The following is a 16238-nucleotide window of genomic DNA, read 5'->3' on the forward strand; positions in this document are numbered from 1 at the left end:
CGCGCAGCGTTTCGCAAGCCCCGCGCCGTCGCCCCTTTCGTGACGCGTTGAGATGCCGCTTGCATCGCGTGCCGCCGCCATCTGCATCGGCAAACGTTTGCACACTTCGATTTCTGTGCACACAACGGCGAAATACGTGCTGTTGCTGCACGGCGCATCAACTGTTGCAACAATCGCAGCGCACAACTTGTCAACTGTTTCAAAAACAGGAACAGTTGTTGATGTGCTTGATATATATGGATTTTTTCGCTCTGTTACCTTTTGGAGACACTTTATTTTTTGGGCTTTCTTGCCCGTATTGCACTGAGCTATTCTCCAATCCGCAACAAATAACGAATCACGAATCACTTGCGTGGAGATACTCAACGATGAAGAAACTTGCTCTCTCGACCCTGTCGCTGGCCCTGCTGGGCGCAGCCGGCGCCGCTCACGCTCAATCGAGCGTCACGCTGTACGGCGTGATCGATACGTCGATCACCTACATTCACGGTAACGCTGGTCAAGGCAACAATTCGTGGTCGATGGGCAGCGGCAACCTGCAAGGTGCCCGCTGGGGCCTGAAGGGTACCGAAGACCTCGGTGGCGGCCTGAAGGCAATCTTCCAGGTGGAAAACGGCTTCAACTCGACGAACGGCGCACTGGGCCAAGGCCAGCGCATGTTCGGCCGCCAGGCATTCGTCGGCCTGCAGAGCGACCAGTACGGTACGCTGACGCTCGGCCGCCAGTACGACCCGCTGGTCGACCTGGTTCAGGCAGTGACGGCTGACAACTACTTCGGCAGCGTGTTCGCTACGCCGGGCGACGTCGACAACAACGACAACAGCCTGCGCGTCAGCAACGCGATCAAGTACACGTCGCCGGTCTGGGGCGGTCTGCAATTCGAAGGCATGTACGCACTCGGCGGCGTCGCTGGCGCAACCGGCAAGGGCCAGACGTGGGCAGCGGCAGCAGCCTACAACAACGGCCCGCTCGGCGTGGCTGCAGGCTACTTCCACGCAAGCAACGCGTCGGCACTGAATGCGGCTGGCCAGCGCACCGGCTGGGCAGGCACGTCGGACTCGATCTTCGACGGCGATTCGGGCACCACGTTCATCAACAACGCGTTCACGTCGGCGGCGTCGATCGGCATCGCTCAGGTTGCCGCGCAATACGCGTTCGGCCCGGTCACGGTTGGCGCCGGCTACAGCAACGCGCAGTACAAGGCAGACGCGAACTCGACGTTCGGTACGAACCAGAAGTACAACACGGGTCGCGGGTTCGTCACGTACCAGGCGTCGGCACCGCTGCTGCTGGGCCTCGGCTACATCTACACGAAGGGTAGCGGCAACAACAACGGCAAGTACCATCAGGTTTCGCTCGGCGCCGACTACTCGCTGTCGAAGCGCACGGACGTCTACCTGGTTGGCGCGTATCAGCACGCCAGCGGCAAGAACGCGGACGGCACCGATGCGCAAGCAGCGATCGGTTCGTACGGCGTCGCCGGCACGAGCTCGCAGGAAATCGTCGCACTCGGCCTGCGCCACAAGTTCTAAGAAGTACGTTTCCGGTGTGCATGGCGTCTTCGACGCCATGTCGCCGAACTGCAAAACCAGCCCCGGCTTCGGCCGCGGCTGGTTTTTTTTCGTCCCGTGCGTGGCGGCGCGATGTCGGCCGCCCGATGCGCGTCCAGTGACGGACAGTATCGGCGGCGTTCGACAGCGGCGCTCGGGCCGTCTGTCGCGTGCCTGAGCGCATGCCGAACCCGTGCCCGGCACTACGTGTTGCCGGCGTCCGCCCGAACCTGAACCGCGTATGCTGCCAGCTGTCGATTTCGACGTACGTCGTGCGTCGTAACGATGGCGGGAGGCGCATTGCCAGCCTTCCCCGACACCTGACAGGAGACGCTCGATGACGATTCAGAAGATCACGCCCTTCCTCTGGTATACGACCGAAGCCGAAGACGCCGCGGCGTTCTATGCGGGCATTTTCCCGAACTCGCGGGTCGTGCGCGTCACCGCGGTACAGGGGACCGCCGGCACGCGGATGGTCGAATTCGAACTGTTCGGCCAGCCGTTCATCGCGATGAGCCATCCGCGCACCGAGACGTTCAACCACACGGTTTCGCTGATGGTCAGTTGCGCGGACCAGGCCGAGCTCGACCGCTACTGGAGCGCGCTGCTCGACAACGGCGGCACCGCCGACGGCTGCGGCTGGCTGCGCGACCGGTTCGGCGTGTCGTGGCAGATCGTGCCGGACGCGCTGATCCCGATGATGGCCGATCGCGACACGGTCAAGGCCGGGCGCGTGGCCGCCGCGATGATGCAGATGACGAAGTTCGACGTTGCCGCGTTGCAGGCTGCCTACGCCGGCACGGCGAACTGACGCCAGCCGCCGCGCGCGTGCCGCCGGCTACTGCATACTGCAGCGCGTCGCGTTCGCCACGTGCGCAGCGCGCGCGAGCGCATCGGTCGGCGCGAGCGCATCGCGTCGTGCCGCACACGATCGGCCGCGCGGCCGACGCCATCAATGAAAAATCCCCGCACGCTTTCGCGTACGGGGATCGTCGGACGTTGCAACGGTCGCCGGCGTGGACGCGGCGACCGTCACGCTGCATTACGCAGCAGCGTCCTTCAGCTTCTTCAGCGCACGTGCCTTGACGCGCACGCTGGCCGGCTTCGCCGGGAACCAGCGCTCTTCGCCCGAGAACGGATCCTTGCCGAAGCGCTTCTTCTTCGCCGGCACGACTTGCGCCGTGATCTTCAGCAGACCCGGCAGCGTGAATTCGCCCGCGCCCTTCTTGTGGATCGAGCCCAGCACGACGTTCTCGAGTGCGACGAGCACTGCCTTGACCGCCTTCACTTCGACAGCTGCGCGCTCAGCGATGTGCGTTGCGAGCGATGCCTTCGTGAACTTGTCCTTCAGCGGCGTCGGAGCGGCCGGTGCTGCCTTCGCGGCAGCCTTCTTGGCCACTACTTTCTTCGCGGGCGCAGCCTTTTTGGCAGCCACTTTCTTGGTGGCCGGTGCGGCAGCCTTCTTGGCCACCTTTTTTGCGGAAGTCGCCATGTTTCTCCTACCAGGTGTGGTCGTTGGATACACGAAGCGTGCAACGCGCGCGCTTCAACGCCGGATTCTACAAGCGCGTCGACGCTTCGTGGAGTACTTTTGTGCGTTTTCGCGGGGTTTCCCGCAGGTTTTGTTGCGCTCGACCGACTTCGCCGACGTTCGAGCATCGAAAAACGCCTGCACGTATGCGTCGAACGCAGCGCTCGAACGAGCCGAACGCGAATTACGTTCGATATTTGCGCACCTATACTGACCTCGCTCAGTGCCCCGGATGCCTTCATGCGCGAAGTCAGATACGTCAAAGGACTCGACGGCCTGCGAGCCATCGCCGTCATTCTCGTTTTCCTGTCCCACAAGGGCCACGTCCTCGCCGTCGACGTGGGCAAGCTCGGTGTGTGGACGTTCTTCTTCATCAGCGGATTCCTGATCGTCGGCGAACTGCATCGCAACCGTCAGGCGATCGAATGCGGCACGATGACGCGCCGTCATGCGCTCGCGCTGTTCCTCGCGAAGCGCGCGCTGCGGATCTTTCCCGTCTACTACCTGCTGCTCGCCGCGCTCGCGATCGCGCACGCGCTGTTCTACCAGCGCGGCGTCAAACTCGGCCTCGCGTGGCACGCGACGTTCCTGTCCAATTACTGGATCGGCGTCGTCAAGGACGGCTGGCCGGGCTCCACGTCGCACTTCTGGAGCCTCGCGGTCGAGCAGCAGTTCTATCTGATCGCGCCGCTCACGCTGCTCGCGGTGCCGGCCGCGCGCCATGTCGCGCTCGGCGTCGCGGCCGTCGCGCTGTGTGCGCTCGCGCATCTCGCGCTGTATGCGGTCGATGCATCGCCGGTGCTGATCTACGCGTTTTCGCCGTGGAATTTCGCGCTGATCGCACTAGGCGGCGTGGGCGCGATGGCGCTCGCGGATCACGGCCGCGGCGTCCTGCGTCGCGTGCCGCCGGGATGGGTCGGCGCGGCGGGCGTCGCGTTCTTTCTCGCGCTGCCCGCGCTCACGCCGCTGCCGGACGTCGTCACGGGGCTCGCGGATCTCGGCCTGTCGGCGTCGCTCGGCTCGCTGATGCTGTGGATCGTCACCGAGCCGGACCATCCGGCCGTCGCGCTGCTCGACTGGGCGCCGCTCGTCTACCTCGGCACGATCAGCTACGGCTTCTACCTGTTCCACAACCTGGTGCCGGCGCGCTTCGGCACGATGCCCGCGCTGTTCGCGCGCGTGCCGATGCCCGCGTTCGTGCGCGACGCGCTGCCCGAGCTGCTGCAGTTCGCGCTCGCCGTGCTGCTCGCTCATCTGTCGTGGCGCTACCTCGAAAAGCGCCTGCTCGACTTCAAGAAGCCGATCGCCGCGATGCTCGCGCGGTACTTCGTGGCGCGGCCGAGCGCGTCTGCGCGCTGACGGAACGGCGGATCTTAGCGACGACGGCGCTATGGCCGGCGACGTTCGCGCGGCGGGTTGGGTGGTTGATTGCGAGCCCGGCTAACGTTGCCGCGATGGATTTGTTGCATACGCGTTCCGTGCCGACGTGCTCGAACCGCCACGCGCATCCAACCGTAAGCGCTGGCCGATGCGGCTCGACGTGCGCGCTTCGATGGGTGCATCGCGAGATGTGCGTCCTGGCATATGCGACCGACCGGTGCGTCCCGATGTGCGTATCCCAACATAGAGGCCCTGACGGGTGCATCCCTACACGCGCCCACGTGCTCGTCCCGATGTGTGTCCCGACACGGCCGACCCGACAGGTGGGTTCCGACATATGCCTCCCGACGCGTGTGTCCCGCCGGGCACGCTCCGGCGTGCGTGTCCCGACGTGGCCGCCCCGACGTGTGTCTCCCGACATATGCGTCCCGACATGTCCGTGCGGACGTGTGTGCCCCCATGTGCGCGTCCCGACGCGCGCACCCGCCACGCACCCCACCCCGCGGCGCGCAGCCGGTCGCGACACGCAACGCAGCGGCCCGGCAGCCGCACGCGTAGCCCACTCCCCCGGACAGCGGCCGATCGACCGCGCGCATGACGCGCCCACCACCCCACCGTTGCCACCGCATCGCACGTACGCACGCAAAAAAGCCCCGGCGCGCGAAGCGGCCGGGGCCAACGGAACAACCACCACCTGAAACAGCGAAAGCAGCGCGGCTACTTATGCGACGGCAGCGAGCGCCGGCAGACAAGTACGCAGATACGCCTCGAATTCGCGGCTCACTTCCGGATGCTGAAGCGCGAACTCGACGGTCGCCTTCAGGTAGCCGAGCTTGCTGCCGCAATCGAAGCGCGTGCCGTAGTAGCGGTACGCGAGCACCTGTTCGTTCGCGAGCAGCGACTGCACGGCGTCGGTGAGCTGCAGCTCGCCGCCCGCGCCCGGCTTGATCCGGCGCAGATGATCGAAGATCGTCGGCATGAACACGTAGCGGCCGACCACGCCGAGGTTCGACGGCGCATCTTCCGGCGCCGGCTTCTCGATGATGCCCGCCAGCTTGATGATGTCCTCTTCCCATTCGCGGCCCTCGACGACGCCGTACGAGCGGCTGTCCTCGCGCGCGATCGTCTCGACCCCGATCACCGAGCTGTGGTAGTGGTCGAACACGTCGACGAGCTGCTTGAGCACCGGCTGCTCGCCGTGCAGCAGATCGTCCGCGAGAATCACCGCGAACGGCTCGCCGTGCACGAGCTTTTCCGCGCACAGCACCGCATGGCCGAGCCCGAGCGCTTCCGGCTGACGCACGTAGAAGCAGTCCACGTTGCTCGGCTTGATGCCGCGCACGAGCTCGAGCAGCTTTTCCTTGCCGCGCGCCTCGAGTTCGGCCTCGATTTCGTATGACTTGTCGAAATGATCCTCGATCGCGCGCTTGCTGCGCCCCGTCACGAAGATCATCTCCGTGATACCTGCGTTGATCGCTTCCTCGACCGCGTACTGGATCAGCGGCTTGTCCACGACAGGCAGCATTTCCTTCGGGCTCGCCTTCGTTGCTGGGAGGAACCGCGTGCCGAGACCGGCAACGGGGAACACGGCCTTGGTGACTTTCAACATGTTCGCATCCTGATTGCGTTGAATGCGCCGCGTCGCCCAGCGACCCGGCGCGAATGTTTTGCGGGCGGTTTATCGGGAACCGGCGGCGCAGCCAATTCCAATCCGCATGTTTTCGATATGGACCGATTATCCGGCCATCCGGAAAACAGATAATTCATAATCCGGTCGATATTGCCGCATACGGCATCGCTACGGAAACAAATTACCGATTCTTCGGATACAAATAGTTACGATTCGAATTCCTCGATATACGGGACGCCGCCCCGTTCGACGCCGGGGCGAATCGGCTCGTTCTTCAGCGCCTCGCGGTAGGCCGACAGCACGGCCATGACCAGCAGTACCGCTGCGCTCGCGATCCAATGCATATCCATCTTGCCGCTCCTTTGCATCAATCATCCGGATCTTCAAACTATCAGAAAAAAATCCGCAAATAATTGCACCCCGTCCGAACCCGCTTTCACCCCGATATAAAACCACGATCCGAAATACGGTTATTCGCCGGCGGGATTTTTTTATTGATTCGCTCGAATTCTTGCGCATTACGATCGGACCATCCCCTTCATCCGTCGCAAGGATTCGAATCGCATGCAAGCATTCAGCGGATCGCCTTTGACTGCGCCGCCCGTCGCCGATCACAAGGAACACGTGATCGACGCGATGCGCGGGTTCGCGGCGCTGCTCGTCGCCTATTTTCATTGCCGGCAGGTCGTCTGGGTCGGCATGCAAGGCTTCCATCGCGCTTACGGCCACGCGCTCGACCCGAGCGTGATCGTCGGCTATCTGACGTTCCCGTTCGCGTGGGGGTCGGCCGGCGTGCCGATCTTCTTCGTGATCAGCGGCTACTGCATACACCGCAACGCGGCGCTCAAGCTCGCGGCCAACCCGGCCTACCGGCTCGATGCGCCGAACTTCTGGGCGCGCCGCTTCGCGCGCATCTATCCGGTGCTGCTCGCCGCGCTGCTGTTCACGCTCGCGATGGATGCGATCAGCCTGCAGATCGCGCCGGTCAGCCACAAGATCCGCGACATCGGGCTCAGCGCATTCGTCGTGAACCTGCTGTCGCTGCAGGGCGTCGCGGGCTACACGTACGGCTCGAACGGCGCGCTGTGGACGCTGTCGCTCGAGGTGCAGTTCTATGTGATTTATCCGCTGCTGTTCGCGCTGCGCCGGCGCGTCGGGATGCCGGCGATCCTGGCGGCCGTCGCGCTGGTGAACGTCGCGTCGGCGTGGCTGCTCGAGCGGCACGATCTGCAGTTCTTCACGTCGTACTGGCTGTCGTGGACGGTCGGCGCGTGGATCGCCGACGTGCGCGCCCAGCCCGCGCGCGGCGCGACCGCCGTGCCGTCGCGTTGGTGGTACGGCGCGGCCGCGCTGTTGCTCGCCGCCGGTTGCGGCGCGTTCCACTTCGGCCAGTACGGCGCGTTCCAGCTGTGGGCGGCCGGCTTCGCGTGCTTCCTGTACCGCGCGCTCGCGTGCCCGCCGCGCCCGACGCCGCTGCTGCGGCTGCTCGGCTGGTTCGGCGACTTCAGCTATTCGCTGTATCTGGTCCACCTGCCGCTGTTCGTGTGCCTCGGCTCGGTGCTGTTCCACTCGGAATTGCAGCTGTCGATCTGGCCGTCGTTCGGCTTCATGGCCGCCGCGATTCCGGTCGCGTATCTGTTCTACCGGCTGTTCGAACGCCCGGCGATGACGTGGTCGGCGAGCCTCAAGCCCGCGCGTACGGCGCGCGCCGTCGCGCCGACGCCCGAACAGGCTGCCTGAACGCGGCACTCCCGCTCGGCCCGACTTCGGCCGGGCGGCGCCGTTTCAGCGGCAGCGCGGCGATCCGCCCGCCAAGGTGCGTCGCGATGGGGCGGACAGTTGGCGCTTGCAGCGTCGGCGAAGCGCTGGGCTTGGATGGCATGCTGTCCTGCGTACGCTTGGATAGCATGCACACGCCGGCGCGCAAGCTCCACGCACGTGCATGCAGGCGCCACGCGGAACCGCCGCGACGCCGGCCGGACCGCTGCACGGCAGTTGCCGGGGTTGCCGGGGTTGCCGGGGTTGCCGGGGTTGCCGGGGTTGCCGGGGTTGCCGGGGTTGCCGGGGTTGCCGGGGTTGCCGCTGTTGCCGCAGTTGCCCCAGAGGCGGACCGAGCCGGCTCTGCATCAGCGCCGCCTTCCGGCTGCGTCTCGTGCTACCCCGCAAACGACCACTCGCTCCCGCCCACAGCCACGCGTCGGCTGCCCCGACGCGGCACATAGAAACCAAAGCGGAACCAGAAGCAAAACCGCACCCGCCGAGAGAGCACCGATCGACGAGCCGGCGTTGCGCATCTTCGACTACGACGACGATGACGCCCCGCGCGCCGCATCTTGCGCGCCAAACAACAAGAGGCCCTCATGCAGCACACCACTGCATGAGGGCCCCTCCTCGCCGCCTCGTGCCGACAAGAATCGACACGCCTCGACGCCTCGCGCCTAGCGCTTCTTCGCCTTCGCGGCCTTCGCCGTATCGGCGAGGATCTTCTCGACCCGCTCGACATAGGTTTCGGTGCCGAACCGCCGCACCGCGGTCGCCCGCCCGCTCGCGACCAGCCGCTCGCGCAGCGCGCCGTCGTGCTTGAGCCTGCCGAGCGCATCGGCCAGCGCGGCCGCGTTGCCGGGCTCGCACAGCAGCCCGTTCTCGCCGTCCTCGATGATCTCGACGACGCCGCCCGCCCGCGCCGCGACCACCGGCCGCCGCGCCAGCATCCCCTCGACGATCACGCGCCCGAACGGCTCCGGCGTGATCGACGTGTGCGCGACCATGTCGACCGCCTTCATGCATGCGGCCACGTCGCGCTGGAAGCCGAGGAAGTGCACGCGATCGCCCATCCGGTGCCGCGCGACCGTCTCGTGCAGCTGCGCCGCGTACTCGTCCTCGCCGAACAGCGGCGCGCCGACCAGCACGACGTGCATGTCGGGATGGCGCGTCGCGGCTTCCAGCAGCAGATGCTGCCCCTTCCAGTGCGCGAGCCGGCTGAACGAGCCCACCAGCCACGCGTGCTCCGGCAGCCCGAAGCGCGCGCGCAGCGCGGCCTGGCTGACGTTCTCCAGCGCGTCGAACGGTTCGGCCGAGATGCCGTTGAACACCACGTCGACGTGCTGCGGCGTGAAGCCGGTCAACGCACGGAACGCCTGCGCGGACGCGTCCGAGTTCGCGATCACGCGCGTGATGCCGAACCGCGCGCAATACTTGATGGCCTTCAGCTGCTTGCCGCCGAAATGGTCGCCGCTGACGATATCGCGCAGATGCCAGACCACCGGCTTGCGCGCGAGCCGCCCGGCCAGCGCCGCGACCACCATCGCGCGCTGCGTGTTCGCGTAGATCACTTCCGCACGGCGCGCGCGCCGCGCCACGTTGCGCACGAGCGCGACGAGCTGCTTCAACGCGCCGGCCGACACGCCGCCCTGCTTGCGCACGCCGGCGAGCGCGCCCTGGTCGAGCACGTCGACGCGCGCGCCGATCTCGTCGAGCGCCGCGCGAAACGGGCCGTCGTCGAACAGCAGCACGTCGGCGTTCGCGCGCATGTGCTTCATGATCTCCAGCAGCGACAGCTCCGCGCCGCCGAGCACGCCGCTCTGGTCCAGCACGAGCGTCGCCGGGCCGCGCGCGACCGGCAGCGGCGCGACGGCCGTGCTGCGCTGCGCGGTCGAGCCCGGCAGCGCCGCCTCGACGTAGTCGAGAAAGCGCTGCCTGAACGTGTCGGCGGAGAAGCGCTCGGCGTTCGCGCGGCACGCACGCGGCGCGAAGCGCTGCGGCGCCCGCTCGAACTCGTCGACCGCCGCGACGATCGCATGCGGCGTCTGTTCGTCGAAGAACAACCCGGTCGGATGCGCGTGCGAGGTCGGCTCGAGCACCGTTTCGAGCGCGCCGCCCTTGCCGTACGCGATGACCGGCGTGCCGCACGCCTGCGCCTCGACCACCGAGATTCCGAAATCCTCCTCGGCCGCGAACACGAACGCCTTCGCGCGCCGCATCCGGTCATGCAGCACCGCGAACGGCTGGTAACCCATGATCTCGACGTTCGGGCCGGCCTTCGCGCGGATCTTCTGCATCTCGGGGCCGTCGCCGATCACGACGAGCTTGCGCTCCGGCGTGCGCGAAAACGCTTCGACGATCAGGTCGATCTTCTTGTACGGCACCATCCGCGACGCGGTCAGGTAGAAGTCGTCCTTCACGTCGTTCAGCGAGAAGCCGTCGACGTCCACCGGCGGAAAGATCACCGCCGCGTCGCGGTGGTACACCTTGCGGATGCGCCGCGCGATGAACGCGGAGTTCGCGATGAAGCCGTCCACCGCGTTCGCGGTGCGCGTGTCCCAGTTGCGGATGTAATGCAGGATCATCCGCGCGAGCAGCGACTTCGGCCCGTGCGTGAGATTCGATTGCTCCAGATACTGATGCTGCAAGTCCCACGCATAGCGGATCGGCGAATGCACGTAGCTGATGTGCAGCTGGTCCGGGCCGGTCAGCACGCCCTTCGCGACCGCATGGCTGCTGGAGATCACGAGGTCGTAGTCGGACACGTCGAGCTGCTCGATCGCGAGCGGCATCAGCGGCAGGTAGCTGCGGTACTTGGTGCGCGCGAACGGCAGCTTCTGGATGAACGAAGTCGTCACGGGCTTGCCGCGCACGAACGCGCGGTCGTCGAGGAAATCGACGAGGCTGAACAGGTCCGCGTCGGGAAAGCACGCGATGATCTGTTCGAGCACGCGCTCGGCGCCGGCATACGTGACGAGCCAGTCGTGGACGATCGCGACGCGCAGCGGACGCGACGCATCGCGTGCGCTCGCGCGAGCGGGCGCTTCGGTGCGGCGCAGTACGGCATCGCCGGCCGCGGCCGCGTCGGCCGTGGCGAAGTTCAAGGCGTGTTCCGCCAGATCGCGATTCATACGGTTTTCCTCGCATTGAGACGGACGAACAGGTCGCGCACGAGCGCGCGCAGCCCAGGAGTCATCGTGAGCGACCACGCCAGGTTCAGCACGAGCACGACGGCGCACAGGCCGATCGACTCGCCGAGCCCCGACCATGTTTGCGCGAGCAGCAGGCTCGCGAGCAGGAAGGCGAGGTGCGCGAGCATGTCGAGCACGATCGCGCGCATCCGGATGGCCGACAGGTAGAGCAGCACGCCGTAGTCGACCAGCGCGCGCACGGCGACGACCACCGCCGCGCCGATCAGCCCGAAGTGATGAATGCCGAACCACAGCGCGCCGACGAAGAACGGCATTTCGACGAGCCCCGCGAACGCGGCGCGCGCCGGATTGACCTGCGACTGGATCAGGATGCGCGTGACGCTCGCCTGCCCGACGAGCCACACGCTGATCACCAGCACGCGCCCGACCGGCGCCGAATGCGCGGCGAGATCGGCGCCGACCCACAGCGTCAGGAACGGCGCGAGCGCGAAGATCGCGACGATGCCGACCGGCGTGAACACGCCGTTCAGGAATTCGAGCGACTGGCGCGCGAGCGTGTCGGCGTGATCGCGGCCGACCGCCGACAGGCGCGGAAACAGCGTGCGCACCAGCGCGTTCGGCAGCATGTTGAGCCGCGTGACGAGGTTCTGCGGCACGGTGTAGTAGGTGACGAACTTCGCGCCCATGCCGGCGCCGAGCATCACGCGGTCGAGCGTGTCGGCGATCATGCTGGCCATGCTCGCGATCAGCATCCAGCCGCCGAAGTTGAACAGCCCTTTCGCGGTGCCCCACTGCGGCGGATCGATGCGGCGGATGCCGAGCACCTTGATGCTCGCGTGGCCGAGCATCACCGCCGCGATCAGCCGCGCGACCACCGCCGCGGCGAGCACCGTCTGCAGGTTCGGCGCGATCCACCACGCGGCGCCGAGCGGCAACAGCTGGAACAGGAACGTGCCGATCGTCTGGTTCGTGTTGAACACGCCGAAGCGTTCCGCGCCGTTGATCGCGCCGGCGAACACCCACGACACGTTCGCGAGCGGAATCGCGAGCGCGAGCCACGGCAGCGCGAGATACACCTCGTGCTGCATCGCCGCCGACACCTTCGTGAAGTACGCGGTATAGACGAACGCGCCGAAGTAGATCAGCAGGCCGCCCGCGATGCCGGTGCCGAGATTGAGCCAGAACGCGCTCCAGAACACGCGCGCGCTTTCGGCCGCATCGCCGCTCGCGAGCGCCTTCGAGATGTGGTTCTGCGCGGCCATGCTCATCCCGAGATCGAGGATCCCGAAATAACCGATCAGCGTCCACACGAGGCTGACGACGCCGTAGCGCTCCACGCCGAGTGCATGGATGTACGCAGGCACCGTGACCAGCGACACGAAGGTCGGCAGGATCAGCCCGATGAAGTTGATCGAAACGTTCTTGAGTATGCCTTTGTCCATGCTCTTGCCTATCGGCCGTTACGGTTTCCAGCGGTACATCAGCACCTTGCCGCGCGCGTCTTCCTCGACGAACACCAGGTATTCGCCGTTCTCGCGCCGGAACGCGCTGATGCCGAACGGCACGTCGACCCAGCCCGACGCGCGGCCGACCTCCGCACCGGGGCTCATCACGCCCACTTCCTTGCCGGTTTCCTTGTCGTACACGTGGATCTTCCCGACCGGCTCGACCGTGAAGAGGTAGCGGCCCTCGACGGTGATCCCGATCAGATCGAAGATCGGCTTCGCGTCGAGCTGCCATGGCAACGCGACCTGGTAGCGCAGCACCGGCGAGCCGCTCGACCATTTGTCGAAGCGCACCAGCACGCGGCCGACCTCCTTGTTGATGCCCGGTTGCGGCGGCGCGTCCGCGGTATAGCCGGTCACGTACAGCGTGTCGGTCTGCGGCTCGTAGAGCGCGCGGCGCAGCTGCGTGAACGGCTGCGGCATCGGATAGGTCGTGACCTTGTCGTACGAATAGATCGGGTTGCCGGCCTTGTCGACGCCGCCATAAGCGAAACGATGGATGCCGCGCACGTCGCTCGTGCGCCAGATGTCGCCCTTGGTGTCGACCCACCAGCCCCAGCCGCCCGCCTTCGCCTTGCCGGTCGTGTTGATCGTGAATTCATCGGCGTCGAGCCGGCCGTTGCCGTTCGCATCGCGCCAGATCCAGTCACCGCCCGGCGGCTTGTTCGGCACCTTGTCGACCGGCCGCGCACGGCCCGCGATCAGCCCCGACGGAATCGCGACCTCGCCGTCGCGCTTGGCGTCGAAGCGGTAGATCTTCAGGTGATCGGCGTACATGTCGGTCAGGTACAGGAACGTGCGGCCGTCGAGGCGGCGCGCGAACGGCATGCCCGGATACTGGTCCGTGTGGAACACCGGGTCGTCCGGATACTTGAAGCGGTTCGACAGGAACCCGACGTATTTCCAGTCCTGCCCCGGCGGCTTCGACAAGTCGAGCTCGAAGCGCTTGTTGCCCGTGTACACGCTGTTCGGCCGCGCGGGATCGAGCCACGCGCCGTCGACGAACAGCAGCCCCTGCACCTGCCAGCGCAGCTTGCCGTCGGGCGTGTAGCTTTCGAGCACCGCGCCGAGCCCGGCGCCGATCGTGTCGTGGCGCGGCCCGATGCCGTTCATCGACACGTACACGTTGCCGGCGCGATCGACGCCGACACCGGTCAAGCCGTTGAAGCGCTGCGGCCCCGGACGCCCCGGCACCGGGCCTGCAAAGATGCCGCCGCGCTCGCCGAGCGTGCCGGACGGCGCATAGCCGTGGCCGCCCTTCGAAAAAATCAGCACCTGCTGGCGCGGGCCGTTGTCCGCGATCAGCACGCGCCCTTTCGCATCGACCGCCACGTCCACCGCCGCGGTGCCTTCGGGCAGCGCGGGCGCGTCGTCGAGCTTGCGGCCGTCGGCGCGCACGTGCGCGAGCCGCGCGGGGCCGGTGAGCGTGTCGGTCAGCAGCCATAACGTGCCGTCGCCGGCCAGCGCGATGCGGCCCGGCTCGTGCGCGCTCCAGGTGGCCTTCTTCTGCATCGTGTCGGCGTCGTACACGTCGACTTCGTCGTGCGTCGGGTTCGTCGCGAACAGGGTCTTGTCGTCCGCGGCGAGTCCGCCCACTTCGGCCTTCGACTCGCCCACCTCCGAGCGCGCCGGCGCCGCCACCTCGTTCATCACCATGAAGCTCGCGGCCATCCGTGCGCGGCCCGCATCGGCGCGCCCGCCGGGCGCGACCTGCGGCGCCGCGCGAAACGGCGCGGGCTGTTTCATGTCGCCGAGCGTGCGCCGTGAAATGCCGAACCACTGCTTGCCCTTGTCCGGCCAGATGCCGGGCGACTGCAGATGGCCGCGCTCGTTGCCGACGCCGATCGCGACGTACGCGTACTTGCCGTTGACCGCGACCGCGCTGCCGCCGAGGTTGCCCCAGCCGTGCGTGCCGCCGGCGAAGCCGAGCATCTTGCCGTCCTGATAGACGCTCGCTTCAGCGCCGCTCTCGTCCCACGGCGCGTTCGTATACACCTTGCCGTCGGGCGTGACCGCGATCGCGCGGATATCGATCTGCGTCCAGCTGCCGTCGCCATAGCCGAACGTATTGCCGATCCACGACGTGGTCGCGGGCAACACGTTTTCGGCCGGGGCGGCGCTCGCCGCGAGCGCCGCGCATACGGCCATGCCAACCAGAATCACACGTCGCAATGCGCTCTCCAGACTCGATGCAAAAGCGACCGGCGGCGCGGCAAAAAGGCCCGTGCAAACGCCCTGTCACTAAATGGGTTTCAAACGTCGCGATGCAGGTTACAAGCAAAAATAATCACAAGAAATTTGGAAATATTTGGGGATGTTTCCGTATGAAATATCTCGCGACGCGCAGCAAAGAAATGGCGGGAATGCGGCAATAACGACCGCGTGTTGGTTCGGCGTCCCGTAGAAAATGCCGCATCGTCCCGCCACATGGGGCTCACGGACTGCAAACCTTTCATGCAGCGCACGAATTGCGCGCAATTCGAATCTTTCCAGGCGAATAAATGAGCTGCGTTTTTTTGCCGATTTCTTTTCCCTAGAATCGATTTCGATTCGATATTTCATTTAAACGCATGGATTACGTTCACGCATCGAATGCGCGGCACGGCGGCGCATTGGCCGCGCGTCGCGAAGGAGCGGCGCGATGACGAACCTGTCGCATCAGGCCGCTGGCGCGCCGCCGCAACACGGCCGCATCGTGCAGCTCGACGGGCTGCGCGCGATCGCGGTCGGCGCCGTGTTCCTGCAGCACGCGCTGAAGGCGCCGCTATGGATGGGCGTCGATCTGTTCTTCGTGTTGAGCGGGCTGCTGATCACCGGCATCCTGCTGGAGCGCAAGGCGCGCGGGCAGTCGTATTTCGGCCACTTCTACGCACGCCGCGTGCGGCGCATCCTGCCGCCGTACGTGTTGCTGCTGGTCGTGTCGACACTGCTGTTCGGCGCGAGCTGGCTGCCGCACTGGCCCTGGTTCGCGTTCTTCTCGACCAACATCGGGCTGTCGCTCGGCAGCATCGGCCACGACAGCCTGAACGTGCTGTGGTCGCTCGCCGTCGAGGAGCAGTTCTACATCTTCTGGCCGTTCATCGTGCTGTGGTGTTCGGAGCGCGCGCTGCTGTGGGTGGCCGCCGCGCTCGTCGTCGCGGCGCCCGTGCTGCGCGCGATCGCGACGCCGTGGTTCGATTCGTTCTGGCCGATCTACTACCTGACGCCGTTCCGGATGGACCTGCTCGCCGCCGGCGCGCTGCTCGCCATCCTGCTGCGCCGCGACCGTCGCGCGCTCGAGCCGTTCTATCCGCTCGCGATCGTCGGCGCGCTCGTCGCGCTGGCGATCCTCGGCTGGCTGCACCTGTCGTTCCCGCGCTTTCGCGCGGCCAACACGCCGCTGTCGAACGCCGCGCTCTACAGCATCTCGCTGCTGCTCTGCACGTCGATCGTCGTGATCGCACTGCGCGGCCGCGGCATCGTGCAGCGCGTGCTGACGAACCCGTTGCTCGTCTACGTCGGCACCGTCAGCTACACGGTCTACCTGATCCACCTGAGCGTGCTGTACGCGCTGTGGCCGCTGCACCTGAACCGCTTCGTCACGGCCGCGCTCGCGCTCGCGATCACGCTCGCCTACGCGACGCTGAGCTGGTACGGCTTCGAGCGACGCCTGACCCGCGGCCCCGCTCGCAGCGCATTGCCGGCCGCCGCGCGCACGACCGCCTGACTTTCTCAATCCATCGTTTCGAC

13 protein-coding genes are annotated in these 16238 nt (G+C 66.4%); 6 read left to right on the forward strand and 7 right to left on the reverse strand.

Features of this window, described 5'->3' with window-relative positions; all coding sequences use genetic code 11:
- Nucleotides 1-52: 52 nt before the first annotated feature.
- From AK36_RS32675 to AK36_RS06825, 3 genes are all read left to right on the forward strand, one after another.
- Nucleotides 53-307, forward strand: coding sequence for a hypothetical protein (locus AK36_RS32675; protein WP_144410630.1), 255 nt, complete (start codon nucleotides 53-55; stop codon nucleotides 305-307).
- A gap of 61 nt (nucleotides 308-368) precedes the next feature.
- Nucleotides 369-1532: a porin gene (locus AK36_RS06820; protein ID WP_011881782.1), complete on the forward strand. Its 1164-nt coding sequence runs from the start codon at nucleotides 369-371 to the stop codon at nucleotides 1530-1532.
- A gap of 355 nt (nucleotides 1533-1887) precedes the next feature.
- A complete protein-coding gene (locus tag AK36_RS06825) occupies nucleotides 1888-2361 on the forward strand; it encodes a VOC family protein (RefSeq protein ID WP_045578150.1) in 474 nt (157 codons plus the stop codon).
- Between the two features lie 231 nt (nucleotides 2362-2592).
- Here the strand turns inward: AK36_RS06825 and AK36_RS06830 are convergent, their stop codons facing one another.
- Nucleotides 2593-3042 carry an HU family DNA-binding protein gene (locus AK36_RS06830; protein WP_011881780.1) on the reverse strand — a complete coding sequence of 150 codons (450 nt, stop codon included), beginning with the start codon at nucleotides 3040-3042 and terminating at the stop codon, nucleotides 2593-2595.
- 279 nt (nucleotides 3043-3321) lie between these two features.
- On the opposite strand from AK36_RS06830, the gene AK36_RS06835 reads away from it, so the two are divergent.
- Nucleotides 3322-4440: an acyltransferase family protein gene (locus tag AK36_RS06835; protein ID WP_045578151.1), complete on the forward strand. Its 1119-nt coding sequence runs from the start codon at nucleotides 3322-3324 to the stop codon at nucleotides 4438-4440.
- Nucleotides 4441-5182: 742 nt separating this feature from the next.
- On the opposite strand, the gene galU is transcribed toward AK36_RS06835, so the two are convergent.
- Nucleotides 5183-6070 carry a UTP--glucose-1-phosphate uridylyltransferase GalU gene (galU, locus tag AK36_RS06840; RefSeq protein ID WP_011881778.1) on the reverse strand — a complete coding sequence of 296 codons (888 nt, stop codon included), beginning with the start codon at nucleotides 6068-6070 and terminating at the stop codon, nucleotides 5183-5185.
- A gap of 227 nt (nucleotides 6071-6297) precedes the next feature.
- Nucleotides 6298-6441: a hypothetical protein gene (locus AK36_RS33910; protein ID WP_011881777.1), complete on the reverse strand. Its 144-nt coding sequence runs from the start codon at nucleotides 6439-6441 to the stop codon at nucleotides 6298-6300.
- Nucleotides 6442-6655: 214 nt separating this feature from the next.
- Between AK36_RS33910 and AK36_RS06845 the strand changes: the two genes are divergently transcribed.
- Nucleotides 6656-7831 carry an acyltransferase family protein gene (locus AK36_RS06845; RefSeq protein WP_045578152.1) on the forward strand — a complete coding sequence of 392 codons (1176 nt, stop codon included), beginning with the start codon at nucleotides 6656-6658 and terminating at the stop codon, nucleotides 7829-7831.
- 698 nt (nucleotides 7832-8529) lie between these two features.
- Here the strand turns inward: AK36_RS06845 and AK36_RS06850 are convergent.
- The 4 genes from AK36_RS06850 to AK36_RS33685 form a co-directional block, all read right to left on the reverse strand.
- On the reverse strand, nucleotides 8530-10983 hold the full coding sequence (locus AK36_RS06850) for a glycosyltransferase family 4 protein (RefSeq protein WP_045578153.1): 2454 nt from the start codon (nucleotides 10981-10983) through the stop codon (nucleotides 8530-8532).
- Nucleotides 10980-12446 carry a flippase gene (locus tag AK36_RS06855; RefSeq protein WP_011881774.1) on the reverse strand — a complete coding sequence of 489 codons (1467 nt, stop codon included), beginning with the start codon at nucleotides 12444-12446 and terminating at the stop codon, nucleotides 10980-10982. Before AK36_RS06855 ends, AK36_RS06850 begins: the two co-directional genes overlap by 4 nt.
- Nucleotides 12447-12464: 18 nt before the next feature.
- A complete protein-coding gene (locus AK36_RS06860; RefSeq protein WP_014725182.1) occupies nucleotides 12465-14657 on the reverse strand; it encodes an NHL repeat-containing protein in 2193 nt (730 codons plus the stop codon).
- A 123-nt stretch (nucleotides 14658-14780) separates the two neighbouring features.
- The gene (locus AK36_RS33685) at nucleotides 14781-15071 is read right to left on the reverse strand and encodes a hypothetical protein (protein ID WP_155630318.1); all 291 of its coding nucleotides are present in this window, start codon (nucleotides 15069-15071) and stop codon (nucleotides 14781-14783) included.
- A 79-nt stretch (nucleotides 15072-15150) separates the two neighbouring features.
- Here AK36_RS33685 and AK36_RS06865 point away from each other — a divergent pair, with 79 nt between their 5' ends.
- Nucleotides 15151-16215 (forward strand): acyltransferase family protein, encoded by a 1065-nt coding sequence (locus AK36_RS06865; RefSeq protein ID WP_011881772.1) that lies wholly within the window; start codon nucleotides 15151-15153, stop codon nucleotides 16213-16215.
- Nucleotides 16216-16238 lie beyond the last annotated feature (23 nt).

This window comes from Burkholderia vietnamiensis LMG 10929, from assembly GCF_000959445.1.
Taxonomy (GTDB): domain Bacteria; phylum Pseudomonadota; class Gammaproteobacteria; order Burkholderiales; family Burkholderiaceae; genus Burkholderia; species Burkholderia vietnamiensis.